The organism is Actinomycetes bacterium (assembly GCA_036510875.1).
Lineage (GTDB): Bacteria > Actinomycetota > Actinomycetes > Prado026 > Prado026 > DATCDE01.
The window spans coordinates 1-24,709 of sequence record DATCDE010000289.1 but is presented as its reverse complement, the minus strand read 5'-3'; the positions used below and the strand labels follow the sequence as shown (position 1 = coordinate 24,709).

Here is a 24,709-nt window from a genome sequence, read left to right as displayed (position 1 = left end):
GCCCACCGCGACCAGCGCCCCCATCGACGCCAGCAGCCGCGCGGCCGCGAAACCGATGCCGTCGGGCGAGCCGGCCCCGGTGACCAGGGCCACTCGGCCGGCCAGCGAGTACACCTCCGGCAGGGGCAAGACGGCTGCCGGCGTCGCCTCCGAGCTCACCGGACCTCGCCGGTGCCCACGAGCTCGTCGACCGCCTGCGCGAACAGCCCGGTGTGCAGGTCGACGTCCGCGCGACTGGTGTCCGGGCACATGAGCGCCATGTTGTGGAACGGCGTGATCAGCACGCCACGGTTGACCAGGTACAGGTGCAGGAACTCGTCCAGGTCGTCGTCGCTGGACGCCGCGGACGAGCTGCCGTCGCGCGGAGCGGGTGCGGCGAACCGGTACTCCGACCGGGCCCCGAGCTGGCTGACCGACCAGGCCACACCGGTGCGGTCGATCGTCTCCTGCACCCCGCGGGTGAACTCGGTGGCCAGGTCGACCATCCGGGCGAACGCCTCCTCGGTGAGCACCTGCTCGAGGGTGGCGCGCATGGCCGCGACCGACAGCGCGTTGCCGGCCAGGGTGCCGCCCACGCCGCCGACGTCCACCAGGTCAGCCTCCGGGTGGGCCTGGATCCGGCGGGCGAGGTCCTCACTGATGCCGTAGGCGCCGCTCGGGATCCCACCGCCGAGGCTCTTGCCGATGATGAAGATGTCCGGCTGCAGGCCCCACGCGCGGGTCGCACCACCGGCGCCGGCCGAGATCGTGTGGGTCTCGTCGATCATCAGCAGCACGCCGAACCTGGTGGCCAGCTCGCGCAGCCCCTCCAGGAACCCCGGCTCGGGCAGCACGATGCCGATGTTGGTCAGCGCCGGCTCGGTGAGGATCGCCGCGACGTCGCCGTGGGCGAGCTGGGCCTCGACGCCGGCCAGGTCGTTGAACTCGGCCACCCGCGTGGTCATGGCGAGGTCCCCCGGCGCGCCGACGTTGCCGGGGCGGGCGACCGCCTCGCCGTCCGGCCCGGGGACGGCGAACGCCTCGTCGACCGAGCCGTGGTAGCAGTAGGCGAAGGTGAGGATCTTGGGCCGGCCGGTCGCGAGCCGGGCCAGCCGGATCGCCCAGCGGTTGGCGTCGGTGGCCGTCAGCGTGAACGACCACAGCGGCAGCCCGAACCGGCGGGTCAGCTCGGCCCCGACCCACTCCGCGTCGGCGGTCGGCAGCATGGTGGTGAGACCGCCGAGGCGACCCATCCGCTCGGTGACCGCGTCCACGGTGGCCCGGGGGCTGTGCCCGGCCATCGCCCCGGTGTCGCCGAGGGCGAAGTCGACGTACTCGTGCCCGTCGACGTCCACGATGCGGTTGCCGTGCGCCCGGTCGAGGTAGAGCGGGAACCCTCCGCTCCACTTGGCCATCCAGGTCATCGGGACCCGGCCGAACAGGTGCCCGGCCGAGCCGAACAGCTCCTGGGCCTGGGGGTGTGCCGCGGCGTAGGCGGCTCGCTCGCGTGCGATGAGGGCGGTCAGGCGGCTGCGGTCGATGGTGGTCATGCCGGGACTGTGACGTTTGATTCACAATCTGTCAAAGGTCAGTGACTTTCGATTCGAAAGTCTGAGTCCTTCCCGGCATCTCTTCCGGCGTCCGATCCGCCGCGCCGCTGCTGCCGGCCCAGCCAGGTCGTCGGGACCAGTTCCCCGGTGACCACGGAGGCCTGCGTCGCGGCGTCCAGCGGATGACCCCGGTCGTCCGGGCTGCGCAGCAGGTCCTCGAGCGGCACCCGGGCGACGGCCAGCCGGCCGGCCAGCGCCGGCGCCCCGACCGCCGTCAGGTCGACCTGCCAGGTGGTGGGCACCCGGCTCCCGCAGCAGCCGGTCAACAGCTCGAGCAGCCGGTCGGCCCACGCGTCGTCGCGGCCGCGCACGTCGCGGAGGAACGCCTCCAGGGTGGGGCTGCCGTGCCGGGCCAGCACCTCGTGGGCGATCACCTCGGCCGCGACGAGCAGGACATCGGGGCCGAGCGCGCGGAACAGCGGCGCGTTCGCCGGGTCGTTCTGCCGGGCGATCACGAACAGCTGCGGGTTGCGCTGCCGGGCCAGCTGGAGCGCGCTGAGGTTGAGCAGGTCGTCGTCCGCGGCGGCCACGAACCCGACGGCTCCGGCCAGCATGTTTGCGGCCACACGCGCAGAAGGGCACCTTCATGCGCACGGGGGGGCGGGTCAGCGGAGGCGGAACAGGACCTCGCCGGCCTGCGGGACCACCAGGGCCTGCGGGTCGGCCGCCCAGTCGTCGACGTCCACACCGTCCGGATCGAGGTAGTCGAGGTTGACCGAGCGGACGACGTCCTCGGGGATCCCGGTGGCCAGCGTCACGGTGACCCGGTCGCGCTCGCCCTGCGCGGCGTCCCAGGAGCCGGCCCCGCGCAGGTGGGTGGAGTGCGCGAGGTCGCCCCACGGGACGCCGGCGAACCGGTCCCACTGGCCGAGGAAGTAGTCCCGGCAGTGGTAGCCGATCTCGAGGATCCGCGGGTGCATGGCCGACACCTCGGTGATGTGCGGGGCGTAGAGCACCACCTGGCCGCCGTCGTCGACGACCGGCTCCACCTTGTAGAAGCCCTTCGCGCCGGTCCACAGGTCCTGGTACTTCTCCGGGATCACCGACAGCACCCGGCGCACCGGCGCAGCGAGGTAGTGCACGTGCAGCTGCGCGGAGACGTCCGCGGCCGCCGCCCAGGACGCCTCGGGCGGCCCGAACGCGGCGGCGTGCAGCGCCCCCGTGCCGGACTGGGCCACCACGCACAGCGCGTGCCGCTCGCCTGGCACCAGCGCTGCGGCCTCATCGATGAGCGTGCGCACCGGGGTGGTCCCCCGGGTGCCGATGATCTCGGCGCTGGAGATCAGCGCGCCGAGCCAGTGCGAGACGTCGATGACGTCCTGGGCGGCCACCCCGGGGAACAGGTACTTGTTGCCGCCGGAGAAGCCGACCACCTCGTGCGGGAACACCGGCCCGACGATGAGCGTCACGTCGTGCTCGACGACCGCCCGGTTGAGCCGGACGTCGACGTCGCGGGCCAGCCGCCCGTCGGACAGCTCGGCCAGCCGCTGCGCGCCGATGGTGCCGACGCTCGCGAAGGCCTGCGGGTCCCACCACTCGTGGTTGAGCACCCGCACGCCCGGATAGGTCTGTTCCAGCGCGCCGGCCCGGAAGCCGAGGTGCCGAGCCAGCGCCGGCTCGTCCATGGCCGCGTGCGTGCCGAGCGCGACGAGCACGCTCACCCGGCCGGCCCGTCCGTGGGCCGCCTCGGTTACCGCCCCGAGGAGCAGCGGCAGCGGGCAGCTGCGGGTCGCGTCCGGGACGAGGACGCACAGGCTGCGCCCGTCGAGGTCGAGGGCGGCGACCTGCTCGTGGACGAAGGCCCGGACCTCGGCCGGGTCGAGCACGCCGTCCGGCCCACCGATCATGGGTACGGCCGCAGTGGTCATGACCCCACCCTGCGTCCCGGCGCCGGCCGAGGCAATCACCGGGGGGCCGATTGCTCCCGGGCGCGGCGGGACCGAGGATGGCCAGCATGACGATCACCGCGGCCCCGCTGGCCCCGCATCCGGACCGGCTGCTGCCGGCCGAGCCGGGCACCAGGGCGGTGGCCCGGCGGCTGTACCAGGCGGTCAGGGGGCTGCCGATCATCTCCCCGCACGGGCACGTCGACCCTCGGCTGCTGCTCGACGACCAGCCGTTCCCCGACCCGGCCACGCTGTTCGTCACCCCCGACCACTACGTGACCCGGCTGCTGCACGCGAACGGCGTCCCGCTCGAACAGCTCGGGGTCGGCCGCGGCCCGCTGTCCGAGGCCGAGGCCCGTGGCGTCTGGCGGCAGCTGTGCGCCCACTGGCCGGTCTTCCGGGGCACGCCGGTCCGGTACTGGCTGGAGGCCGAGCTCGCGGAGATCTTCGGCGTCCGGGTGCGGCCCTCGGCCGAGACGGCCGACGCGGTCTACGACGCGGTGGCCGAGCGGCTCGGGCAGGACGGCTACCGGCCGCGGGCCTTGTTCGACCGGTTCGGCATCTCGGTGCTGGCCACCACGGACGACCCGTGCGACGACCTCGCGACGCACGCCGCGCTGGCCGCCGACCCGACCTGGCCGCACCGGGTGTTGCCGACGTTCCGGCCGGACCGCTACCTCGAGCCGGCCGCCGCCGACTGGGCCGCACTGGTCGGCCGGCTCGGCGAGGTGGCCGGCGTCGACACCGGCAGCTACGCCGGCTGGGTCGCGGCCATGGAGGCCCGCCGGGCATACTTCCGGGCCCACGGCGCAGTCTCGACCGACCACAGCCACGAGGACGTCGGCACCGAGCCGTTGGACGCCGCCGACGCCGAGCGCGTCTACGCGACGGCGCTGGCCGGCCGGGTCGACCCGGCCGCGGCCACCGCGCTGCGCCGGCACATGCTGCTCGAGATGGCCCGGATGGCCACCGAGGACAGCCTCACCATGACGCTGCACCCCGGCGTCCGGCGCAACCACCACCGACCGACGCTCGCCGCGTTCGGGCCGGACACCGGCCACGACATACCGCTGCGCGCCGGATTCACCGACCCGCTGCGGCCGCTGCTCGAGCGGTTCGGCACCCACCCGAACCTCACCCTGGTGCTGTTCACCCTCGACGAGACGGCGTTCTCCCGGGAGCTGGCCCCGCTGGCCGGGTTCTACCCCTCGGTCTACCTGGGCGCTCCCTGGTGGTTCCTGGACGCGCCCGACGCGGCGCGCCGGTTCCGCCGCGCGGTGACCGAGACGGCCGGCTTCGCCAAGACCTCCGGCTTCGTCGACGACACCCGGGCGTTCTGCTCGATCCCGGCCCGGCACGACATGGCCCGGCGGCTGGACGCCGGCTTCCTGGCCGGACTGGTCGTCGAGCACCGGCTGGACGAGGACGAGGCGCTGGGGACGGCCGTCGATCTGGTGGTCGGCCGCCCGACGGCCGTGTTCGGCCTGTGAGCCGGCTGCGACGGACCGCGCCGGCACCGCCCGTGCGCGTCGTCCACCTCGGGCTGGGCAGCTTCTTCCGAGCCCACCAGGCCTGGTACACCCACCACTCCCCGGACGCCGCCGAGTGGGGCATCGCCGCGTTCGCTGGCCGCTCGGCCGCCCTCGCCGAGGCGCTGGCCGGCCAGGACGGCCTCTACACGCTGGTCACCAGGGCCGCCGACGGTGACCGGTTCGAGGTGGTCGGCAGCGTGTCCGCGGCGCACGCCGCTACCGACCACGAGGCGTGGCTGGGCTATCTGGCCTCCCCCGACCTCGCCGTGGTGACCCTCACGGTGACCGAGGCGGGATACCGGCCGGGCCCCGGGAGCGCGGTGGAGCGGCTGGTCGCCGGCCTGGTGGCCAGACGAGACGCCGACGCCGGACCGCTCACGCTGCTGCCCTGCGACAACCTCGCGCACAACGGGGCCGTGCTCGCCCGCGCCGTCACCGGGTTCGCCGAGCGGGCCGACCCGAGGATGCTGCCGTGGCTGACCTCGTCGGTCTCGTTCGCGACCACCATGGTCGACCGGATCACCCCGCGCACGACGGACGACGACGTGCGGGTGGTCGCTGCGGCCACCGGGGTGGACGACGCCGTCCCCGTCGTCACCGAGCCGTTCAGCGAGTGGGTCGTCAGCGGGGCCTTCCCCGCGGGCCGACCGTCGTGGCAGGCCGCCGGCGTGCTGCTCACCGACGACCTCGCGCCGTTCGAGCAGCGCAAGCTGTGGCTGCTCAACGGGGCGCACTCGCTGCTCGCCTACGCGGCACCGCTGCGTGGCGCGGTCACCGTGGCCGACGCGGTGGCCGACCCGGTGGTCCGCCGCTGGCTGGGGGCCTGGTGGGACGAGGCGTCGGTCCACCTGCCCCAGCCGGCGGTCGAGCTGACGGCGTACCGGGCCGCGCTGCTCGACCGGTTCGCCAACCCGCGGATGCAGCACCGGCTCGCCCAGATCGCCGCGGACGGCTCGCAGAAGCTGCCGGTGCGGATCCTCCCCGCGCTGCGGGCCGAGCGCGCGGCCGGGCGGCTGCCGGAGGGTGCGACGCTGGCGCTGGCCGCCTGGGTCTGCCACCTGCGCGGCGCGGGAGGGCCGGTGGACGACGTCCGAGCCGAGCAGTACCTGCCGCTGGCCAGGGGGCCGCTGACCGAGGCCACCCGCCGGGTGCTGGCCGCCCTGGACCCCGAGGCCGGCGCCGACCCCGAGCTGGTCACCGCCGTGGCCGCCGTCGCGAAGGAGCTGGGCCCGTCATGACCACCCCCGCTGTCCCCCGGGTGATCCTGGGCCTGGACGTCGGCACCACCGGCACCAAGGCGGTCGCCTTCGCGGTCGGCTCGACCTGGCGGCAGGTCGCCGTCCGCGAGTACCCGCTGCTGCAGCCCGCGCCCGGCCAGCAGGTGCAGGACCCGGACCTGGTGATGGCGGCCGCCGAGGGCGCGCTGGCCGAGTGCGTCGCGGCCGCCACGGACGCCGAGGTGGTCGGGATCTCCATCAGCACGGCCATGCACGGGCTGATCGGCCTGGACGCCGAGCATCGGCCGCTCACCCCGCTGCTCACCTGGGCCGATGCGCGGGCGGGCGCCCAGGCGGCCGCGCTGCGCGCCTCCGGGCAGGCGGCCGAGCTGCAACGCCGGACCGGCACGCCGGTGCACCCGATGACCCCGCTGACCAAGCTCATGTGGTTCCACCAGGACGACCCGCAGACCGCGGCCGCGGTGCGCTGGTGGCTCGGGCTCAAGGACTACGTCGTGTGGCGGCTCACCGGGACCCTGGTCACCGAGCTGTCGTCGGCGTCCGGCACCGGGCTGCTCGACCTGGCCACCCGGGACTGGGACCCCACGGCGGTGGCACTGTCCGGGGCTCGGGTGGACCAGCTGCCGCCGGTCCGCCCGACGACCGATCACCTGGGCCTGTCGGCCGTGACGGCGGGACGGCTGGGACTGGCCGCAGGGACGCCGGTGGTGCTCGGCGCCGGCGACGGACCGCTGGGCAACCTGGGCACCGGGGCGCTGGCGCCGGGCGTGGCCGGGCTCAGCCTGGGCACGAGTGGCGCGATCCGGATGGTCGTCCCCGCGCCCCCGGCCGACCTGGACGCGGCGCTGTTCTGCTACGCGCTCACCGACGAGCGCTGGGTGGTCGGGGGCGCCGTGAGCAACGGCGGGATCGTCGAGCGGTGGGCGGGCACGGCGCTGGTGCCGGACCTGGTCGCCGCGGCCGGCAGCACCGCAGCCGACGAGGCGGTGCTGGACCTGGCCGCCTCGGTGTCCCCCGGCAGCGACGGGCTGGTGATGCTGCCGTACCTGCTGGCCGAGCGGGCTCCGCTGTGGGACCCGGACCTGCCCGGCGCCTACCTCGGGCTGCGCCGCGGGCACACCCGGGCGCACCTGGTGCGGGCCGCCGTCGAGGGGGTCTGCCTGCAGCTGTCCACGATCCTGGACCGGCTGGACCGGCTGCAGCCGGTGACCGCCGTCCGGGTGACCGGTGGGGTGTTCCGCTCGCCGCTGTGGCGCGACGTGCTGGCGGCGGTGCTGGACCGGCCGCTCCACCTGGTGGGCACCGAGGAAGGGACGGCGCGGGGGGCGGCAGCGCTCGGGCTGTTTGCGCTGGGCCTCGCCTCCGACCTCGAGTCGGCGCTGGCCCTGCTGCCGGACCCCGCCGCGGACGACGCCGCGCAGGTCACCGCCGACCCGGCCCTGGTCGAGGCGTACCGGTCCACCAGGGCGGCGATCCCCGGGCTCATCGAGGGGCTCGTGCCAGTGGCCGAGCTGTTCGGCCGCCCCCACGACTCGGATCGGTCCTAGAAACGGCGATCGACGCTCAGCCCTCTGCCGTCGGGGGCAGCAGCGCCGCTCCGGTCTCCAGCAGGGTCTTCAGGCTGCAGAGCAGCCGCAGCCAGGACTCGTCGAGCTCGACGTCCGGCCGGCGCTCGAGATCGTCGTGGGTGAGCGCCACCCGGACGACGCCGGGCTCGATGTCGGTCAGCTCCCAGCTGACCCAGGACTGCGCGTCGTCGGCCGGGTCGCCGTCACTGCCGCTGCCGCTGCCGCTGCCGAAGCTGTGCACCAGCCGGCGTCCATGGTCGACGTGCACCACTTGGCCGACCAGCGTCGAGGCCGGCTCCCCACCGCAGAACGTGATGGTGGCGCCGGGGGTCCAGTCCGAGCAGACCGCCAGCCCGAAGTAGAACTGGCGGGTCAGCTCGGGGTCGGTGAGGGCCCGCCACACCTGCCCGGACGTGGCCGCGACGTAGAGCGTGAAGCTTCGGGTCTGCATGACGCCTCCGTCGGTCTCGGTCAGGAGCCGGTGACGATCCCGTGCGCACAGCAGGATCGACGGCGTCGCCGGGTCGATGCGGGACATCATGCGGGACTGGCTGCCGCAGCGGTAGGCCTCGGCGCAGACCGGCGCGAGGCCGGCGACGTGGTCGATCCGAGTCAGACCCTGCCCTCGGCCGCTGTCGGTCCGCTTGGAGTCCGCTTGCGGCCGGCCTCAGCCGCGATTCGTGGCCCACCCGGTCGTGGGGCCCGCGTTGTCCAGGCCGCCGTCCACCAGCACCGTGTCGCCGGTGATGTAGTCGCTGGCCGGCGTGGACAGGAAGACGATCGCGTGCGCGACGTCCTCCGGGGTTCCGAGGACACCGGCCGGCAGCGCGGAGGCCACCAGGTCGGGGTCCAGGCCGTACCGCTCCCAGGCCTCGGTGTGGATGATGCCGGGGGCCACGCAGTTGAGCCGGATGCCGTGCCGGCCCCACTCCACGGCCATGGTCCGGGTCATGCTCTCCACCCCGGCGCGGGCGGCCGCCGAGTGGGCCATCCCGGGCATCGCCCGCCGCGGGCTGATGACGACCGAGACGACCTTGCCGTAGCCGTGGGGGATCATCGACCGGTTCGCCACCTGGGTGGTCAGGTTGAACACGGCGTCCAGGTTGAGCCGGGTGACCGCCCGCAGCCCGTTGAGCGAGATGCCCTCGGCCGGCGAGACGAACTGGCCGCCGGCGTTGTTCACCAGGATGTCGATGCGTCCGTGCGCGGCCAGCACGGCGTCCAGCATGGCGTCCACCTGGTCCGGCTCACGGACGTCGCACGGGTAGGCGAGCACGTCACCCCCGGCCCGCTGGGCCAGCGCGGCGGTCTCCTCGACGAGCTGGGCGCGCCGCCCGGTGACCGCCACCCTCGCCCCGAGCGAGGCGAGCTCCAGCGCGGTGGCCCGGCCGATGCCGGTGCCCCCTCCGGTGACCAGCGCGGTACGGCCGTCGAGCAGCCCGGGGCGGAAGAGATCGACCATCCCGGCAACCTACCGGCGGCCACCCCCACCCCGCATGAAGGGCACCTTCCTGCAGAGGGGGGGTCAGCCGGCGGGGAGCCGGGTGCCCAGCGCGGCGCCCCAGGCCCTGGCCCGGTCCAGCTCCCCTTCGGCCGGCTGGTCGGGCGCCTCCGCCGGGCCGTCCACGCGGAAGCTCTCCGGGGCGGCGATCAGCCGGTAGCCGACCCGCCGCAGCTGTTGGCCGATCCCGTGGCCGGTCGCCCCGGTGAGCGGCCGCTGGGGCTCCGAGCGAGTGTCGAACGCCGCTGCGCGCACCCAGTCCACCGGCTCGAGACCGGCCAGCCAGGCCGCCAGCTCCGGGTCGATCCGCGGACCGCCCACGACCACCAGGTCCACGTCCCGGCCGGGTGCCGGGCTGCCGACGTCCTCGAGCAGGACGTCGTGCGGCAGCATGCCCTCGGCCACGGCCTCGGCCAGCTTGCGGGTTCCGCTGCACCTCGAGTCGACGACGATGAGCACACGCATGGCGACCTCCTGCCGCGGTGCCCCCCAGGACCGAGTCTGCCGCCCCGGCCGCGTCGAGGGAAGGGGCCAGCCAGGGTCAGTCGGTCTGCGGCCGGGCCGGCTCCGGCGGGGTCTCGGCGCCGCGTTCGGGAGCCTCCTGCGGCGGTGGCTCCTCGACCGTGTCGGCCAGGATCGGGTCGTAGTGCGAGCGGTAGGCCAGCGGCTGGCGGCGGGAGGAGTTGCGCAGGTGGGACGTGATCATCGCCGCGATCGGCAACGAGATGAAGGCGCCCATCGGCCCGGCGACCGCCCCTCCGGCCATCGCGGCCGCGAAGGCTACTCCGCCGTTGAGCTCCATGGTCTTGGAGCTGATCTTGGGACTGAGCACGTCGTTCTCGACCTGCTGGGAGATCAGCGTCCGGCCCAGCAGGATCAGCGCGGGGACCACGCCGACCAGCCCGAGCGTGACAATGATCGGGACGGCCGCCCCGATGTAGGTGCCGACCGTCGGGATGAACTCGGCGACGAAGCCCTCGAACACCGACATCGGCAGCGCGATCGTGAGGTCCACCCCGACGGCCAGCATGACGACGAAGAACAGCCCACCGCTGATGAACACGAGCAGCAGCCGCGGGTCGAAGTAGCCGCGGGTCGAAGTAGCCGCCGGTCTGTTCCACCGCGGTGTCCGTGGCCCAGCCGATCCGCTGCTGGTGCTCGGCTGGAACCGGGTGAGGAACGCACGGCGGATCTGCGGGGCGTCGGCCGCGAAGTGAAACGCGAACATGGCGATCGTGAAGAACGGGAAGATCAGGCTGACCGCGCTGCCGGCCAGGCCGAGCAGGCTGAAGCCACTGTCCTGCACCCACGCCGACAGCTGCTGGTTGAACTCCTCCGCGCTGGCCTGGGCCGAGCTCTCGCCGATCGACAGGTGGAAGGTCGTCGAGACCTGCTCGATCCACACCGGCAGCTGTTGGGCGATCTGGCCGGCCAGCTGCTCGATCGCCGGGATCAGGACGACGATGAGCAGCACGGTGAACAGGGCCGCTGCCGCAAAGATCGCCCCCGTGCCCGCCCCCGGCCGCTAGCCCCACCTCCGGTTGAAGAAGGTGACGCCCGGGTCCATGGCCCGGCCGACGAACAGGCCGATCACCACCATGCTGACCACAGCGCGCGCGGGGACACCCACTCGGGCGCGGCCGCGACCCGGACTTTCGGTCCGCACCCGGGACGGTTGCTCGCCCGGGTCCGCAGGCTCGGAAGCCATGCCGGACCCTCCTCGCGCGAGCCGACCGACCCGCCTGCCCTGACGCTAGCGGCTGCGTGGGACCGGACGAGAGACGTTGCTCCCCGGCGGGTCGGCTCAGGACCGGTCGGCGAGGTGCAGCTGCTTGAGCGCCTTCTGCTGGTCGGCGTGGTGCTTGAGGACGACGCCCAGCGTTCCGCCGGCGGCGTCGGCGTCGAGGGTGTCCAGGCCCAGCGCCAGCAGGGTGCGCGCCCAGTCGATGGTCTCCGAGATCGACGGCGGCTTGCGCAACTCCAGGCTGCGCAGCGCCCGCACGGTGCGAACGATCTGCTCGGCCAGCGCGTCGGCGACCTGCGGCACCCGGGTGAGCACGATGGCCTTCTCGCGGGCGGCGTCCGGGTAGTCCAGGTGCAGGTACAGGCACCGGCGCTTGAGCGCCTCGGACAGCTCCCGCGTGGCGTTCGACGTCAGCACGACGAACGGACGCCGGGTCGCCGTGATGGTGCCCAGCTCGGGGACGGTGACCTGGAAGTCGGAGAGCACCTCGAGCAGCAGCCCCTCCACCTCGACATCGGCCTTGTCGGTCTCGTCGACGAGCAGCACGGTCGGCTCGGTCCGTCGGATCGCGGCGAGCAGCGGCCGTTCGAGCAGGAACTCCTCGCTGAAGATGTCGTCGTGGACGGCGTCCCAGGTGGCGTCGTCCGAGGAGGACTGGGCGGCCTGGATCCGAAGCAGCTGCTTCTTGTAGTTCCACTCGTAGAGCGCACGGGCCTCGTCCAGCCCCTCGTAGCACTGCAGCCGCACCAGCCCGGCGCCGGTGGCCGCCGCCACGGCCTTGGCCAGCTCGGTCTTGCCGACGCCGGCCGGTCCCTCGACGAGCAGCGGCTTGCCCCGCCGGTCGGCCAGGAACACGACGGTCGCGATGGCGTCGTCGGTCAGGTAGCCGGCGCTCGCCAGCCGGTCCCGGACGTCGGCAACGGAGGCGAAGACCGGCGCGGTCACGCGCGCACCACGGACACGTGCGCGGCCAGCTCGAGGCTCAGCTCGGCGTACTCGTCGGCGCTGCCCACGAGCACCGTGCCGTCCGACCTGCGGACCCTGACCAGCTCCCCCGGCTGGACGCCGGCCCGGCGCAGCGCGGTCATGAGCGCCGGGTCGCCCTGCAGCGGCTCACCGATCCGGCGCACAACTACCCGCCGGGGGCTCGCGGTGGCGACCTCGTCGAGGCCGACCAGCCGCTCGTGCGGATCGGGCCTCGGGGCGTCCCCCAGCTCGTGCAGCCCGGGGATCGGGTTGCCGTACGGGGAGTCGGTGGGGTGGCCGAGCAGCTCGAGCAGCCGCAGCTCGACCGCCTCGGACATCACGTGCTCCCAGCGGCAGGCCTCGGCGTGCACCTCCTCCCAGGGCATCCCGATGACGTCGACGAGCAGCCGCTCGGCCAGCCGGTGCTTGCGCATCACCCGGGTCGCCACCTGGCGGCCCTGGGGGGTCAGCTCGAGGTGCCGGTCCCCCTGCACGACCAGCAGGCCGTCGCGCTCCATCCGGGCCACGGTCTGGCTGACGGTGGGACCGCTTTGGCCCAGCCGCTCGGCGATGCGGGCGCGCAGCGGGACCACGCCCTCCTCCTCCAGCTCGAAGACCGTGCGGAGGTACATCTCCGTGGTGTCGATGAGATCGCTCACGCGGTCCGGTCCGCCTTGTCGCTCGTCGGTGGGGAACCCGGCCCCCATTCTCACCGATCACGGCGGCCTTCGCTGCCCCCCAGCTCCGAACTGCGGGGTCCGCGCCCGGCCCCTAGGGTCGACGGCCATGGGCGTTCGGGTGTGGTGGGTACGCCGCGACCTGCGGCTGGCCGACAACCCGGCGCTGCTCGCCGCTGCGCGGGACAACGCTTCGGTGCTGCCGCTGTTCGTGCTGGACCCGGCGCTGTGGAGGCCTGCCGGGGCGCCCCGGCAGGCCTACCTGCTCCGCAGCCTGCGGGCGCTGGACGGCGACCTCGGTGGGGCGCTGCACGTGCGCCGCGGCGACCCGGTCGCGGTGCTGCCCGCGGTGGCCGCGCTGCTGGGTGCCGACGAGGTCCACGTGGCCGCGGACCACGGGCCGTACGGGGCCGGACGGGACACCGCGGTCGAGCGTGCCCTGGCCGGGCGCGGCGTCGCGTTGGTGCGCACCGGGTCGCCGTACGCGGTGGCGCCGGGGCGGGTGCGCACGGGCGACGGCACGCCGTACCGGGTCTACACGCCGTTCTACCGGGCCTGGGGCGCGCACGGCTGGCGGCCGCCCGCGGCCGGGACGGACCGGGTGCGCTGGGCTGCGCTCGACGGCGCCCAGGCGCTGCCGGCCGAGCCGGACCTCGGCACCGTCGTCCTGCCCCCCGCCGGCGAGCGGGCCGCGACCGAGCGCTGGCTGGCCTTCGCCGAGGCCGACCTGGACGGCTACGCGAGCGACCGGGACCGGCCCGACCGCGACCGGACCTCTCGGCTGTCGGTGCACCTGAAGTACGGCGAGCTGCACCCGCGCACCCTGCTGGCCGAGCTGGGCGACCGCCCGGGGCACGAGACGTTCCGCCGCGAGCTGGCCTGGCGGGAGTTCTACGCCGACGTCCTGCACCACCAGCCGGGGTCGGCCCGGACGTCCCTGCAGCCGCGACTGGCGGCCCTGGAGCACGACACCGGTGCGCTCGCGGAGCAGCGGCTGGCCGCCTGGCAGGCCGGGCGCACCGGCTACCCGTTCGTGGACGCCGGGATGCGGCAGCTGCTCGCCGAGGGCTGGGTGCACAACCGGGTGCGGATGGTGGTGGCCAGCTTCCTGGTCAAGGACCTGCACCTGCCCTGGCCGCTGGGCGCGCACTGGTTCCTGCGACACCTCGTGGACGGGGACTTGGCCAGCAACCAGCACGGCTGGCAGTGGGTCGCCGGCACCGGGACCGACGCCGCGCCGTACCACCGGGTGTTCAACCCGGTGGGCCAGGGACTGCGGTTCGACCCGGACGGCGACTACGTGCGGCGGTACGTGCCCGAGCTGCGGGGCGTCCCCGGCCCCGCGGTGCACGAGCCGTGGGCCCTCCGAGGGGGTCCGCCCGCCGGCTACCCGGACCGGATCGTCGACCACTCGGTGGAACGGACCGAGGCTCTGCGTCGCTACCAGCAGCTCAGGCGCTAGCCTCCCCGGGTGCGAGTCGTCAGCGTCATCAGCCTGAAGGGCGGGGTCGGCAAGACCTCGGTGACCCTCGGACTGGCCGGCGCGGCGTGGGAGCACGGGCTGCGCATCCTGGTGGTCGACCTCGACCCGCAGGGCAACGCCTCCACCGTGCTCGACCCGGCCCGGGTGCTGTTCACCGCCAGCGACGTGCTCTCCGACCCGCGCCCCGAGCTGCTGGCCCACGCCATCGTGCCCAGCGGCTGGGGCCCCGAGGTCGAGCTGATCGCCGCGGACTCCCTGCTCGAACGGCACAACGCGAACGTCGGCCGGGAGGCCACCCTGCGGCTGCGGATCGCCATGAGCGGGCTGACCGACTACGACCTGGTGCTGGTCGACAGCCCGCCGTCCCTGGGCGCGCTGACCCGCAACGCGCTGGCCGCCAGCCACCAGGCCGTGGTGGTGGCCGAGCCGAGCCTGTTCGCCCTGCAGGGCGCTGCGGCCGCGCTCGAGGCGGTCGACCTGGTCCAGGCCGACAACCTGCGGCTGCGCCCGTACGGGATCGTGGTCAACAAGATGCGGGCGCAGTCGCTCGAGCACCGCTACCGGCTGGAGGAGCTGCGCCGGGTCTACGACGGGCTGCTCGTCGAGCCGGTGATCCCGGACCGCACCGCCATCCAGCAGGCCGAGGGCGCGTGCGTGCCGGTGCAGGCGTGGCGGTCGTCCGGCGCCCGGGAGATCGCGGACGCGTTCGACGACCACCTGGGGGCCCTGCTCGCCCAACGGGTCGACGACGGGCCCCTGACCAGAGGACGACGATGACCAAGAAGCCTCCGTCCCAGCCGGTGTCGGCATCGGCGTCGGCATCGGAGCCGGAGCCGGAGCCGGCATCGAACCCGGCGCCCCGGCCCGCGCGCAACCCGGCCCCCCGGCCGGCGCTGCCCCGCCGCACGCTCGGGCCGCACGGCGCCCAGCCGGCCGACGAGGCCGGCGGGCCGACCGACGTCGACGCCTGGGTGGCCGAGGCCCGCAGCCGGACGGCCGACCCGCAGGCCGCCGAGCCGGCTCCGCTGGCCGGGAGGGACGCGCTGCTGCCGCCCGTCGCCGAGGCTGAGGCGCGCAAGCCCGCCGCGGAGGAGCCGCCCCGGGCCCGGACCGGGCGGGCCACCATCCCGTCGCTGTCCGAGCTGATGCCGCGCAGCGTGCCGAGCGCGGTCCGGCCGACCCCGCCGTCGACGGTGAAGAAGCCGAAGAAGCACAAGCGGGAGGAGAAGCCGACCAGGGGGCATGACACGGCGGCCGACCCGCAGGTCGAGCTCGTCGTGCCGGTCACCAAGTCGCTGCGCAAGCGGCTGAAGTCCAAGGCGGCCATGAGCGGGATGAGCCCGGAGGAGGCCACCGCGTTGCTGGTCTCGGTGTGGGTCGACGGCTGAGCCCGAGCCGCCGGTGACCACGGGGGCGGCCGTTGACGGGGCCGCGGCCTTCGTCCCGACCGGGGTCGGGCTGGACGGCCTGCGGGTGGCCGCCGTCGGCTGCCGCGGCTGCGAGCTGTTCGAGGGCGCCACCCAGACCGTGTTCTCGGCCGGGTCCGCGACCGCCCGGGTCGCCCTGGTCGGCGAGCAGCCGGGCGACGTCGAGGACCGGCGCGGGCTGCCGTTCGTCGGCCCGGCCGGCCAGCTGCTCGACCGGGCCATGACCGACGCCGGACTCGACCGGGCGAGCGCCTACGTGACGAACGCGGTCAAGCACTTCCGGTTCCGCAGCCAGGCCGGCGGGCGGCGCATCCACCAGACGCCGGACCTGGCCCACCTCACGGCCTGCGCGCCGTGGCTGCGGGCCGAGCTGTCCATCGTCGACCCGCTGGTGGTGGTGCTGCTCGGCGCGACCGCGGGCAAGGCGCTGCTCGGCCCGTCGTTTCGGGTGACTGCGATGCGCGGCCGGCTGCTCCCGCGGGCCGGCTGGGCCGACGAGCCGGCCGCGGTCCACTCCGGCTGGTTCCTGGCCACCACCCACCCGTCCGCCGTGCTGCGCGCCGACGACCGCGAGGCCGCCTACGCCGCCCTGGTGAGCGACCTGCGCACCGCCGCCGCCGTCCTCGGGGGAAGTCAGCCGGCAGGGGACTGGGCGTCGTAGCGGGCGAAGGCGGGGTGGCGCGCCGCCAGCAGCAGCACGCCGGCGATGCACAGCAGGCCGCCGCTGACGATGGACACGGTCGGGGTGAACAGCTGGGCCACCGCGCCCGACTCGACGTCGCCGAGCCGCGGGCCGCCGGCCACCACCACGATGAACACGCCCTGCAGTCGTCCGCGCAGCGCGTCCGGGGTGGCCACCTGCAGGATCGTCGTCCGGAACACCGCACTCACCATGTCGGCCGCGCCGGCCACCGCCAGGAACGCCATCCCGACGACCAGCGTCCGGGTGAGCCCGAACGCCGCGATGGCCGCGCCCCAGATGATGATCGCGATGAGCACCGCGCGGCCCTGCCAGCGCACCCGGCTGAGGCCCCCGGAGAACAGCGCGGCCGCGAGCGCCCCGAACGCCGGCGCCGCCGCCAGCAGCCCTACCGTCCCCGCTCCCCCGCCGTAGAACGTCTCGGCCACCGCGGGAAACAACGCCCGCGGCATCCCGAACACCATGGCGACCAGGTCGACCGCGAACGCCATGAGCAGGATCCGCTGGCCCCTGAGGAACCGCAGCCCCTCGGCCACCATGACCAGGCCGGCCCGCTCGTGCCGCGCACCCAGCGGCGGCAGCGACGGCAGCCGCCAGGTCGCGTAGAGCGCCGCCCCGAAGGTCAGCAGGTCGGTGCCGTAGGCCGCCTGCGGCCCGAACAGGCCGTACACCGCACCGCCCAGCAGCGGCCCGAGGGTGTATCCCAGGTTGAAGGTCACCTGGCCGAGGGCGTTCGCGGCCGGCAGCAGGTCCAGCGGCAGCAGGCGCGGCACCACGGCGCCGCGGGCCGGGTTGTTCACCGCGAAGAACGCCGACTGCACCGCCACCACGGCGTAGAGCAGGCCCACCGAGCGCAGCCCCATCAGTGCCTGCGCGAACAGCACCGCCGACATCACGGCCAGGCCGGACGACGTCACCATGAGCAGCCGGCGCCGGTCCACGGCGTCCGCGATCGCCCCGCCGTACAGCCCGAACCCGATGAGCGGCACCAGCGCGAACATTCCCACCAGACCCACCGACAGCGACGACCCGGTGATCGCGAACACCTGGATGGCGATCGCCACCGCGGTCATCTGCTGGCCCAGGTTGGACACGGTCAGCCCGATCCACAGCCGCCGGTAGGCGGGCGAGACCCGCAGCGGGGTGACGTCGGCGACGACGGACCTGGCCAGCGCGCGCGCAGCCGGCCGGGACGGCCACCAGGATCGGGACACGGCGTCAGGGTGCCATCCGCAAATCCGGTGGTACCTGTCGGGTCGGCGACGTACCGTCGAAGGCACGCAGGAGAGGAGGTGGTCCGACAGTTGATCAGTGATCGGACGAGCGAGGTGGCTGTCCGCTAGCCGCCGGCTCCGGTGCGACCGGCCGCAGGGCGGTTGGCCAGTACCAGGCAGTCACCCGACCCGCGGGCGCCGGATTCGTCCTCCGGCTCTCCTGCCCCATGGCAGGGCCCGCGGGTCGCTGCTGCCCGGCCCCCTGCTCGGACCCTGACGAACCCGACCCTCACGGCGACAGGCGGGCGAGCGTCCACCCCTGGGCCGAGTCCGGGTCCCGACGGTACCGCAGCCGGTCGTGCAGCCGGCTGGTCCGCCCCTGCCAGAACTCCAGCGACTCCGGCACCAGCCGCAACCCGCCCCAGTGCGGCGGCATCGGCACCGCCCTGCCAGCCGGGTACCGCGCCGCCACGGCGGCGACCCGCTCCTCCAGCCAGTCCCGCGACGGGATCACCTCCGACTGCTCGCTGGCCCAGGCGCCCAGCTGGGCGCTGTGCGGCCGCTGCGCGAAGTAGGACGCCGACTCCTCCGGGCCCACCCGCTCGACCGTGCCGGTGACGCCCACCTGCCGTTCGATCCCCACCCACGCGAACAGCAGGGCCGCCCTCGGGTTCCCCTCGAGGTCACGGCCCTTGCGGGAGCGGTAGTTGGTGAACCACACGAACCCGCGCGCGTCGACGCCCTTGAGCAGCACGGTGCGGGCGCTCGGCTGGCCGTCGGGGTCGACCGTGGCCAAGACCATCGCGTTCGGCTCGGGGATGCCGGCCGCGACCGCGTCGGCCAGCCAGCGGTGGAACTGCTCGACCGGGTCGGTGGCGACGTCCTGCTCGGACAGCCCCCGGTCGGCGTACTCGCGGCGCAGGGCGGCGAAGTCGTGCTCCATGGGCCCGTTCCTAGCACCCTGGGGCACGACCCGTCGTCTGGACGGCGTCCGGACAGCGCACACGCCCCGCCCCACCCGCGATGTGCCAGGGCTCGGGCGAGCGTGGTGAGATGGGGGGCGCTACCCACCGGTAGGCCCATTGACGAGATCGCCGGACACCCCCCGGTCAGAGCACAGGAGCGGCGCATGTCGGACTTCAAGCCCGGCCTGGAGGGCGTCATCGCCTTCGAGACCGAGATCGCGGAGCCGGACAGGGACGGTGGCTCGCTGCGCTACCGCGGCGTGGACATCGAGGACCTCGTGGGCCGGGTCTCCTACGGCAACGTGTGGGGCCTGCTGGTCGACAACGAGTTCAACCCGGGACTGCCGCCGGCCGAGCCGTTCCCGATCCCGGTGCACTCCGGTGACGTCCGGGTGGACGTGCAGAGCGCGATCGCCATGCTCGCCCCGGCGTGGGGCCTGCACCCGCTGCTGGACATCGACGACACGGTCGCCCGCGAGGACCTGGCCCGGGTGTCGGTCATGGCCATGTCCTTCGTCGCGCAGTCCGCGCGCGGGATCGGCCTGCCGATGGTGCCGCAGAGCCACATCGACGAGGCGCACACCATCGTCGAGCGGTTCATGATCCGCTGGCGGGGCGAGCCGGACCCCAAGCACGTGCAGGCCGTCGACGCCTACTTCGTCTCCGCCGCCGAGCACGGCATGAACGCCTCCACGTTCACGGCCCGGGTCATCGCCTCGACCGGCGCGGACGTCGCGGCCTCGATCTCCGGCGCCGTCGGCGCCATGAGCGGCCCGCTGCACGGCGGGGCGCCGTCCCGGGTGCTCGGCATGATCGAGGAGATCGAGCGCAGCGGCGACGCCGAGGGCTACGTGAAGTCGGTGCTCGACAAGGGCGAGCGGCTGATGGGCTTCGGCCACCGGGTGTACCGGGCCCAGGACCCGCGGGCCCGGGTGCTGCGCCGCACCGCCCAGCAGCTGGGCGCCCCCCGGTTCGAGGCGGCCGAGGCGCTGGAGCGCGCGGCGCTCAGCGAGCTGCGCGCCCGCCGCCCGGACCGGGTGCTCGAGACCAACGTCGAGTTCTGGGCCGCCATCGTGCTGGACTTCGCCCAGGTGCCGGCGCACCTGTTCACCTCGATGTTCACCTGCGCCCGGCTGGCCGGGTGGAGCGCGCACATCCTGGAGCAGAAGCGCACCGGTCGGCTGGTCCGCCCGTCCGCCCGGTACGTGGGAGCGGGACCGCGCCAGCCCGAGGCGGTGCCCGGCTGGGGCCCGGAGATGATCGAGCCGTCCTACCTGTAGCCCGGCCGCGGCCCCTGGCTCGAGCCGCCGCGGGGCGGCACCTAGGCTGGATGACGTTCCCGACCAGCCGCGAACCCTTGGGCCTGCCATGAGCACTGACGCCGTCAGCACCGATCCCACCCAGATCGTCATCCCGGCCGATCTCCGGCCGGCTGACGGCCGGTTCGGCTCTGGGCCGAGCAAGGTCCGTCCCGAGCAGGTAGCGGCCCTCAGCGCGGTGGCCACGAGCTACCTGGGCACCTCGCACCGGCAGAAGACGGTGAAGAGCCAGGTGGGCCGGCTGCGCGCCGGCCTGCGCGAGATGTTCGGGCTGCCCGAGGGGCACGAGGTCGTGCTCAGCAACGGCGGCTCCACCGCCTTCTGGGACGCCGCGACGTTCGGCCTGATCCGGACCAAGAGCCAGCACCTGTCCTTCGGCGAGTTCGGCTCCAAGTTCGCCGCCGCTGCCAAGGCCGCGCCGTTCCTCGCCGACCCCACCGTCGTCACGAGCGAACCCGGTGACGCGCCGCAGTTCGCCCCCGAGCCCGGCGTCGACGTCTACGCCAGCCCGCACAACGAGACCTCGACCGGCGTGGCCGTGCCGGTACGGCGGGTGGCCGGGGCCGACGACGGCGCGCTCATGGTGTGGGACGCGACCTCCGGAGCGGGCGGCCTGCCCATGGCCCCGGCCGAGTCCGACGTGTACTACTTCGCACCGCAGAAGAGCTTCGGCTCGGACGGCGGGCTGTGGGTGGCCCTGATGAGCCCGGCCGCCATCGAGCGGATCGCCGAGATCAGCGGCAGCGGCCGGTGGATCCCCGCCTTCTTGGACCTGCAGACCGCGGTGGACAACTCCCGTCTGGACCAGACGTACAACACCCCCGCGCTCGCCACCATCTTCCTGATGGCCGAGCAGGTCGACTGGTTCAACTCCCAGGGCGGCCTGGACTGGTGCGTTCAGCGCACCGCCGAGTCGAGCGGCGCCCTGTACACCTGGGCCGAGAAGTCCGACTTCGCGACGCCGTACGTCGCCGACCCCGCGAAGCGGTCGCAGGTCGTCGGCACCATCGACCTGGACGACGCCGTCGATGCCACCGCCGTGGCCAAGGCGTTGCGAGCCAACGGGATCGTGGACACCGAGCCGTACCGCAAGCTGGGCCGCAACCAGCTGCGGATCGCCATGTTCCCGTCGGTCGACCCGGCCGACGTGGCCGCGCTCACGGAGTGCATCGACTTCGTCGTCGCGCAGCTGGGGTGACCGCCGCCGCACCCAGCGGGAGCCGTGGGCCGCGCCTGGTCCGGGACCGGCTGACCTGGGCGGGCTACCTGCTGCTCGGGCTGTGGGCGTTCTTCCTCTACGGGTTCGGGCCCACCGTGCCGCTCGTGGGGGCCGAGCTCGGGGTCAGCCGCGCGCTCAGCGGCCTGCACGGCACCGCGATGGCGGTGGGTGCCGTGGTGGCCGGGCTGGCCGGGTCGGCGGTCGTCGCCCGGTTCGGTCGCCGGCTGGTGCTGTGGAGCGGCGTGCTGGGGATCAGTGCCGGCCTGCTGCTCTACGTCGGGGGACGCAGCCTGCCGGTCACCCTCGCCGGGGCGCTGGTCGCCGGGACGGCCGGGTCGTTCCTGGTCAACACGGTCAACGCCGTCCTGGCCGACGACCACGGGTCGGCGGCGCCGGCCGCGCTGTCCCAGGCCAACGCGATGGCCAGCGGTGTCGGCACGGTGGCCCCCCTGGTGGTCGGGGCCGCCGTCGCCGTCGGGCTGGGCTGGCGGGCCGGCCTGCTCGTGCTGCTGCCGCTGGCCGCCGCGGTGTACCTGTCCTTTCGCACCGTGCCGGTGCCGGAGCAGCTGCCGGTGCACCGCGACGCGCACCCCGGCGGTGTGCGGCGGCTGCCCGCGGCGTACTGGGTCAGCTGGGGCGTGCTGGTCTGCGTGATCGCCATCGAGTTCTGCCTGTCGCTGTGGTCCGGCGACCTGCTGCGCACCCGGTTCGCGCTGCCGCCCGGCTACGCGACGGCGTCCTGGGGTGCGGTGCTGGCCGGCATGACTGTCTCCCGGCTGCTGGGCAGCCGTTGGACGGCGCGGCACGCGGTCGACGCGCTGCTGTTGCGCTCGCTGGGCGTCCTGCTCGTCGGTTTCGCTGTGTTCTGGGCCGCCCCGGTGGCCTGGCTGGCCGTCGTCGGCCTGGTCGTGGCCGGCCTCGGCATGGGCCTGCAGTACCCGCTGACCATCGGGCGGGCGCTGCACGCCTCGGCCGGCAGAACCGACCTGGCCTCGGCCCGCGCCTCGCTGGGCGCCGGGCTCGCGGTGGGGCTGGGGCCGTTTGCGCTGGGCGCGCTGGCCGACTCGTTCAGCGTGCGGGCGGCGTTCTTGCTGGTGCCGGCGCTGGCACTGGTCGCGATGGCCGGGCTGCTGGCCAGCCGCCGGCGGCTCGGCGTCGCCGGCTGAGTTGGCGGCTGACGTCGGCGGGAGCGGTCACCGGAGGATGTCGGCCAGCTCGTCGTCCAGCAGCCGGGCCAGCGCCGGCGTGACCTGCCAGGCCGCCGTGAGCTCGCGGTACTGCGCCACCAGCTCGGGCGTGGGCGCGGCCCCGGTGCGGACCGCGCGGATCAGGGTGTTGCGCGGGGTGTGCTGGGAGGCCACGAACTCGACCACCTCCACCCGGTACCCGAGCAGCCGCAGCAGCGCGGCCCGCAGCGCGTCGGTGAGCACGTCCGCGAACCGCTCCCGCAGGATCCCGTGCCGGGCCAGCAGCCCGTACGGCTCGGGCGGCCGGTCCGCGGCGGCCAGCTGGCGCTGGAGGTCGTTGTGGCAGCACGGCGCCGCGAGCACCAGCGGGGCCTGCCAGCGGACCGCGCGGGCCAGCGCCTCGTCGGTCGCGGTGTCGCAGGCGTGCAGCGCGAGGACGACGTCGGGGGCGGGCACGTCGGCGTCCGAGATGGTGCCCTGGACGAAGTGCACGTCGCCCGCCCAGCCCAGCGACGCCGCGACCGCGGAGTTGTGCTCGCGGGCCTGGGCCTTGACGTCGACGCCGACCAGCTCGACCGGCAGGCCGCGGGCACCGGCGAGGTGCCGGTAGGCGGCGAAGGTGAGGTAGGCGTTGCCGCAGCCGAGGTCGACGACGCGCACCGGCCGATGCGGCAGCCGGGCCGGGTCGAGGACGGCGTCCAGGGCGCGCACGAACTCCTCGACCTGGTGGTACTTGTCCTGCCGGGACGGCTTGACCCGGCCCTGGGCGTCGGTCACCCCGAGCGCGTGCAGGAACGGCTCGGCCGGGTCCACCAGCCTTGGCTTGGGCCGGTCGTGGGCCCGCGACACCGCCAGCTCGCGGGCCGCGACGGCGCGGTGCACCTGGGCCTCGCCCTTCTTGGTGACCCGCAGCTGCACGGTCGCCTCGACGGTCTCCAGGTGCCAGTTGCCGAACGGCTCGGCCAGCAGCTCGTCCACAGCGGTCGCCGCCTCCGGCCCGTACGCGTGGTTGCGGGTGTGCGCCTGGGCGGCGTCGTGGGCGACCACCTGCAGCCGGCGGCCGGCCCTGAGGTCGACCGGCCGCAGCTCGACCCGGCGCCAGGTCGGGGTTGCGCCGCGCCGCCGTCCGCCGGCCACGGCGCGCAGCAGCCGGTCCGGGTCCAGGAGCAGCGGCCGTAGGTCGGCCAGGGCGTCGTCCAGCGGCTGGGGCACGTGTGCATTCTGGCCCGACCGGTGGCAGGGTCGGTCCATGGACTACACCCAACTGGGCCGCAGCGGCCTGTCCGTCTCCCGCATCGTCCTCGGCACCATGAACTTCGGGCCGGTCACCGACGAGCCGTCGTCCCACGCGATCATGGACCGCGCCCACGAGCACGGCATCAACTTCTTCGACACCGCCAACGTGTACGGCTGGGGCGAGAACAAGGGCCGCACCGAGGAGATCATCGGCAGCTGGTTCGCGCAGGGCGGGGGCCGCCGGGAGCGGACCGTGCTGGCCACCAAGCTGTACGGCGACATGGGCGACTGGCCGAACGAGGGCCGGCTGTCCGCGCTGAACATCCGGCGGGCCTGCGACGCGTCGCTGCGCCGGCTGCAGAGCGACCACATCGACCTGTACCAGATGCACCACGTGGACCGGGCCACTCCCTGGGAGGAGATCTGGGGTGCCATGGACGTGCTGCGCCAGCAGGGCAAGGTGCTCTACGTCGGCTCCTCGAACTTCGCCGGCTGGCACCTCGCCAAGGCCCAGGAGGCGGCCCGCCGCCGCGGCGGGCTCGGCCTGGTGAGCGAGCAGTCGATCTACAACCTGCTGGAGCGCTCGGTCGAGCTGGAGGTGCTGCCGGCGGCCGACGACTACGGGCTCGGCGTGATCCCGTGGTCGCCGCTGCACGGGGGGCTGCTCGGCGGGGTGCTGCGCAAGGAGCGCGAAGGGGTGCGGCGGACCCAGGGCCGGGCCCAGGAGGCCCTGGAGTTGCACCGCGAGCAGATCGCCGCCTACGAGGACCTGTGCGGCGAGCAGGGCGTCGAGCCGGCCGACGTGGCGCTGGCCTGGCTGCTGTCCCAGCCTGCGGTGACCGGGCCGATCGTCGGGCCGCGGACGCTGGGACAGCTGGACACCGCCGTCTCGGCCCTCGACGTCGCGCTGGACGAGGACACCCTGGCCCGGCTGGACGAGATCTTCCCCGGCCCGGGCGGCCCGGCCCCGGAGGCCTACGCCTGGTGACCCGTGCGAGCGCTAGCGGGTGATAGCGACGACGACCACGAACAGGACGAGGCCGGCCAAAGCGGCCAGCGTGACGACGCGGCGGCTCCGGGGGTTCACAGCCCGCGAGCCTAGCGGGACGGCGGCGGCGCACCGGTCAGCGACCAGCGGGTCACCGGGACGTGCTCGGGGCTGGGCCCGTTCTGGCTGCGCACCAGGACGATCGCCGACGCCGTCCAGGCCGGGCCGCGGTACCCCTCGAGCCGCGCCGCGAGCGGGCGGAGGTCGGCC

Annotated in this window: 25 protein-coding genes; 11 read left to right on the top strand and 14 right to left on the bottom strand. The window is 74.5% G+C overall.

Annotation, left to right across the window (positions count from 1 at the left end):
- From VIM19_16930 to VIM19_16915, 4 genes are all read right to left on the bottom strand, one after another.
- On the bottom strand, nucleotides 1-159 hold a 159-nt coding region (locus VIM19_16930; GenBank protein HEY5186540.1), incomplete at its 3' end, for a short-chain dehydrogenase.
- Nucleotides 156-1,529: a transaminase gene (locus tag VIM19_16925; GenBank protein ID HEY5186539.1), complete on the bottom strand. Its 1,374-nt coding sequence runs from the start codon at nucleotides 1,527-1,529 to the stop codon at nucleotides 156-158. The genes VIM19_16930 and VIM19_16925, both read right to left, overlap by 4 nt.
- 38 nt (nucleotides 1,530-1,567) lie before the next feature.
- The gene (locus tag VIM19_16920) at nucleotides 1,568-2,155 is read right to left on the bottom strand and encodes an NAD-binding protein (protein ID HEY5186538.1); all 588 of its coding nucleotides are present in this window, start codon (nucleotides 2,153-2,155) and stop codon (nucleotides 1,568-1,570) included.
- 39 nt (nucleotides 2,156-2,194) lie between these two features.
- A complete protein-coding gene (locus VIM19_16915) occupies nucleotides 2,195-3,457 on the bottom strand; it encodes a lactate racemase domain-containing protein (protein ID HEY5186537.1) in 1,263 nt (420 codons plus the stop codon).
- An 86-nt stretch (nucleotides 3,458-3,543) separates the two neighbouring features.
- On the opposite strand from VIM19_16915, the gene uxaC reads away from it, so the two are divergent.
- Genes uxaC through VIM19_16900 form a run of 3 tightly spaced genes read left to right on the top strand, consistent with a single transcriptional unit; the run spans nucleotide 3,544 to nucleotide 7,792 of the window.
- A complete protein-coding gene (uxaC, locus tag VIM19_16910) occupies nucleotides 3,544-4,965 on the top strand; it encodes a glucuronate isomerase (GenBank protein HEY5186536.1) in 1,422 nt (473 codons plus the stop codon).
- 32 nt (nucleotides 4,966-4,997) lie between these two features.
- Entirely contained in the window at nucleotides 4,998-6,245 is a 1,248-nt protein-coding gene (locus tag VIM19_16905; protein HEY5186535.1) for a mannitol dehydrogenase family protein, read from the top strand.
- Nucleotides 6,242-7,792, top strand: coding sequence for a gluconokinase (locus VIM19_16900; protein ID HEY5186534.1), 1,551 nt, complete (start codon nucleotides 6,242-6,244; stop codon nucleotides 7,790-7,792). The genes VIM19_16905 and VIM19_16900 overlap by 4 nt, the downstream gene beginning before the upstream one ends.
- Nucleotides 7,793-7,808: 16 nt before the next feature.
- On the opposite strand, the gene VIM19_16895 is transcribed toward VIM19_16900, so the two are convergent.
- From VIM19_16895 to VIM19_16865, 7 genes are all read right to left on the bottom strand, one after another.
- Nucleotides 7,809-8,264: an SRPBCC domain-containing protein gene (locus tag VIM19_16895; GenBank protein HEY5186533.1), complete on the bottom strand. Its 456-nt coding sequence runs from the start codon at nucleotides 8,262-8,264 to the stop codon at nucleotides 7,809-7,811.
- Between the two features lie 216 nt (nucleotides 8,265-8,480).
- Nucleotides 8,481-9,275, bottom strand: coding sequence for an SDR family oxidoreductase (locus VIM19_16890; protein ID HEY5186532.1), 795 nt, complete (start codon nucleotides 9,273-9,275; stop codon nucleotides 8,481-8,483).
- A gap of 63 nt (nucleotides 9,276-9,338) precedes the next feature.
- Nucleotides 9,339-9,779 (bottom strand): flavodoxin, encoded by a 441-nt coding sequence (locus tag VIM19_16885; GenBank protein HEY5186531.1) that lies wholly within the window; start codon nucleotides 9,777-9,779, stop codon nucleotides 9,339-9,341.
- A 76-nt stretch (nucleotides 9,780-9,855) separates the two neighbouring features.
- Nucleotides 9,856-10,815, bottom strand: a complete 960-nt coding sequence (locus VIM19_16880; protein HEY5186530.1) for an AI-2E family transporter — start codon at nucleotides 10,813-10,815, stop codon at nucleotides 9,856-9,858.
- 24 nt (nucleotides 10,816-10,839) lie between these two features.
- The gene (locus VIM19_16875) at nucleotides 10,840-11,022 is read right to left on the bottom strand and encodes a hypothetical protein (GenBank protein ID HEY5186529.1); all 183 of its coding nucleotides are present in this window, start codon (nucleotides 11,020-11,022) and stop codon (nucleotides 10,840-10,842) included.
- Nucleotides 11,023-11,118: 96 nt separating this feature from the next.
- On the bottom strand, nucleotides 11,119-12,003 hold the full coding sequence (locus VIM19_16870) for a MoxR family ATPase (protein HEY5186528.1): 885 nt from the start codon (nucleotides 12,001-12,003) through the stop codon (nucleotides 11,119-11,121).
- Nucleotides 12,000-12,683 carry an iron dependent repressor, metal binding and dimerization domain protein gene (locus VIM19_16865; GenBank protein ID HEY5186527.1) on the bottom strand — a complete coding sequence of 228 codons (684 nt, stop codon included), beginning with the start codon at nucleotides 12,681-12,683 and terminating at the stop codon, nucleotides 12,000-12,002. Before VIM19_16865 ends, VIM19_16870 begins: the two co-directional genes overlap by 4 nt.
- Before the next feature lie 127 nt (nucleotides 12,684-12,810).
- On the opposite strand from VIM19_16865, the gene VIM19_16860 reads away from it, so the two are divergent.
- The 4 genes from VIM19_16860 to VIM19_16845 are packed head-to-tail and all read left to right on the top strand — an operon-like array spanning nucleotide 12,811 to nucleotide 16,272.
- Nucleotides 12,811-14,163, top strand: a complete 1,353-nt coding sequence (locus VIM19_16860; GenBank protein HEY5186526.1) for a deoxyribodipyrimidine photo-lyase — start codon at nucleotides 12,811-12,813, stop codon at nucleotides 14,161-14,163.
- A 9-nt stretch (nucleotides 14,164-14,172) separates the two neighbouring features.
- Nucleotides 14,173-14,961 (top strand): ParA family protein, encoded by a 789-nt coding sequence (locus VIM19_16855; protein ID HEY5186525.1) that lies wholly within the window; start codon nucleotides 14,173-14,175, stop codon nucleotides 14,959-14,961.
- Nucleotides 14,958-15,572: a hypothetical protein gene (locus VIM19_16850; protein ID HEY5186524.1), complete on the top strand. Its 615-nt coding sequence runs from the start codon at nucleotides 14,958-14,960 to the stop codon at nucleotides 15,570-15,572. The genes VIM19_16855 and VIM19_16850 overlap by 4 nt, the downstream gene beginning before the upstream one ends.
- A 13-nt stretch (nucleotides 15,573-15,585) precedes the next feature.
- Complete coding sequence (locus tag VIM19_16845; protein ID HEY5186523.1) at nucleotides 15,586-16,272, top strand: UdgX family uracil-DNA binding protein; 687 nt, start codon at nucleotides 15,586-15,588, stop codon at nucleotides 16,270-16,272.
- On the opposite strand, the gene VIM19_16840 is transcribed toward VIM19_16845, so the two are convergent.
- The gene (locus tag VIM19_16840; GenBank protein HEY5186522.1) at nucleotides 16,245-17,525 is read right to left on the bottom strand and encodes an MFS transporter; all 1,281 of its coding nucleotides are present in this window, start codon (nucleotides 17,523-17,525) and stop codon (nucleotides 16,245-16,247) included. The two genes, VIM19_16845 and VIM19_16840, sit on opposite strands and share 28 nt — an antisense overlap.
- A 289-nt stretch (nucleotides 17,526-17,814) precedes the next feature.
- Nucleotides 17,815-18,468, bottom strand: coding sequence for a pyridoxamine 5'-phosphate oxidase (gene pdxH, locus VIM19_16835; GenBank protein ID HEY5186521.1), 654 nt, complete (start codon nucleotides 18,466-18,468; stop codon nucleotides 17,815-17,817).
- A 186-nt stretch (nucleotides 18,469-18,654) separates the two neighbouring features.
- On the opposite strand from pdxH, the gene VIM19_16830 reads away from it, so the two are divergent.
- The 3 genes from VIM19_16830 to VIM19_16820 all read left to right on the top strand — a co-directional run bounded on the left by VIM19_16830 (nucleotide 18,655) and on the right by VIM19_16820 (nucleotide 22,194).
- Complete coding sequence (locus VIM19_16830; protein HEY5186520.1) at nucleotides 18,655-19,770, top strand: citrate synthase 2; 1,116 nt, start codon at nucleotides 18,655-18,657, stop codon at nucleotides 19,768-19,770.
- Between the two features lie 88 nt (nucleotides 19,771-19,858).
- Complete coding sequence (serC, locus tag VIM19_16825; GenBank protein HEY5186519.1) at nucleotides 19,859-21,007, top strand: phosphoserine transaminase; 1,149 nt, start codon at nucleotides 19,859-19,861, stop codon at nucleotides 21,005-21,007.
- On the top strand, nucleotides 21,004-22,194 hold the full coding sequence (locus VIM19_16820) for an MFS transporter (GenBank protein ID HEY5186518.1): 1,191 nt from the start codon (nucleotides 21,004-21,006) through the stop codon (nucleotides 22,192-22,194). The genes serC and VIM19_16820 overlap by 4 nt, the downstream gene beginning before the upstream one ends.
- A 27-nt stretch (nucleotides 22,195-22,221) precedes the next feature.
- Here VIM19_16820 and VIM19_16815 read toward each other — a convergent pair whose 3' ends face one another.
- Entirely contained in the window at nucleotides 22,222-23,427 is a 1,206-nt protein-coding gene (locus VIM19_16815) for an SAM-dependent methyltransferase (GenBank protein ID HEY5186517.1), read from the bottom strand.
- Nucleotides 23,428-23,464: 37 nt separating this feature from the next.
- On the opposite strand from VIM19_16815, the gene VIM19_16810 reads away from it, so the two are divergent.
- Nucleotides 23,465-24,439, top strand: a complete 975-nt coding sequence (locus tag VIM19_16810; protein HEY5186516.1) for an aldo/keto reductase — start codon at nucleotides 23,465-23,467, stop codon at nucleotides 24,437-24,439.
- Nucleotides 24,440-24,709: the final 270 nt, after the last annotated feature.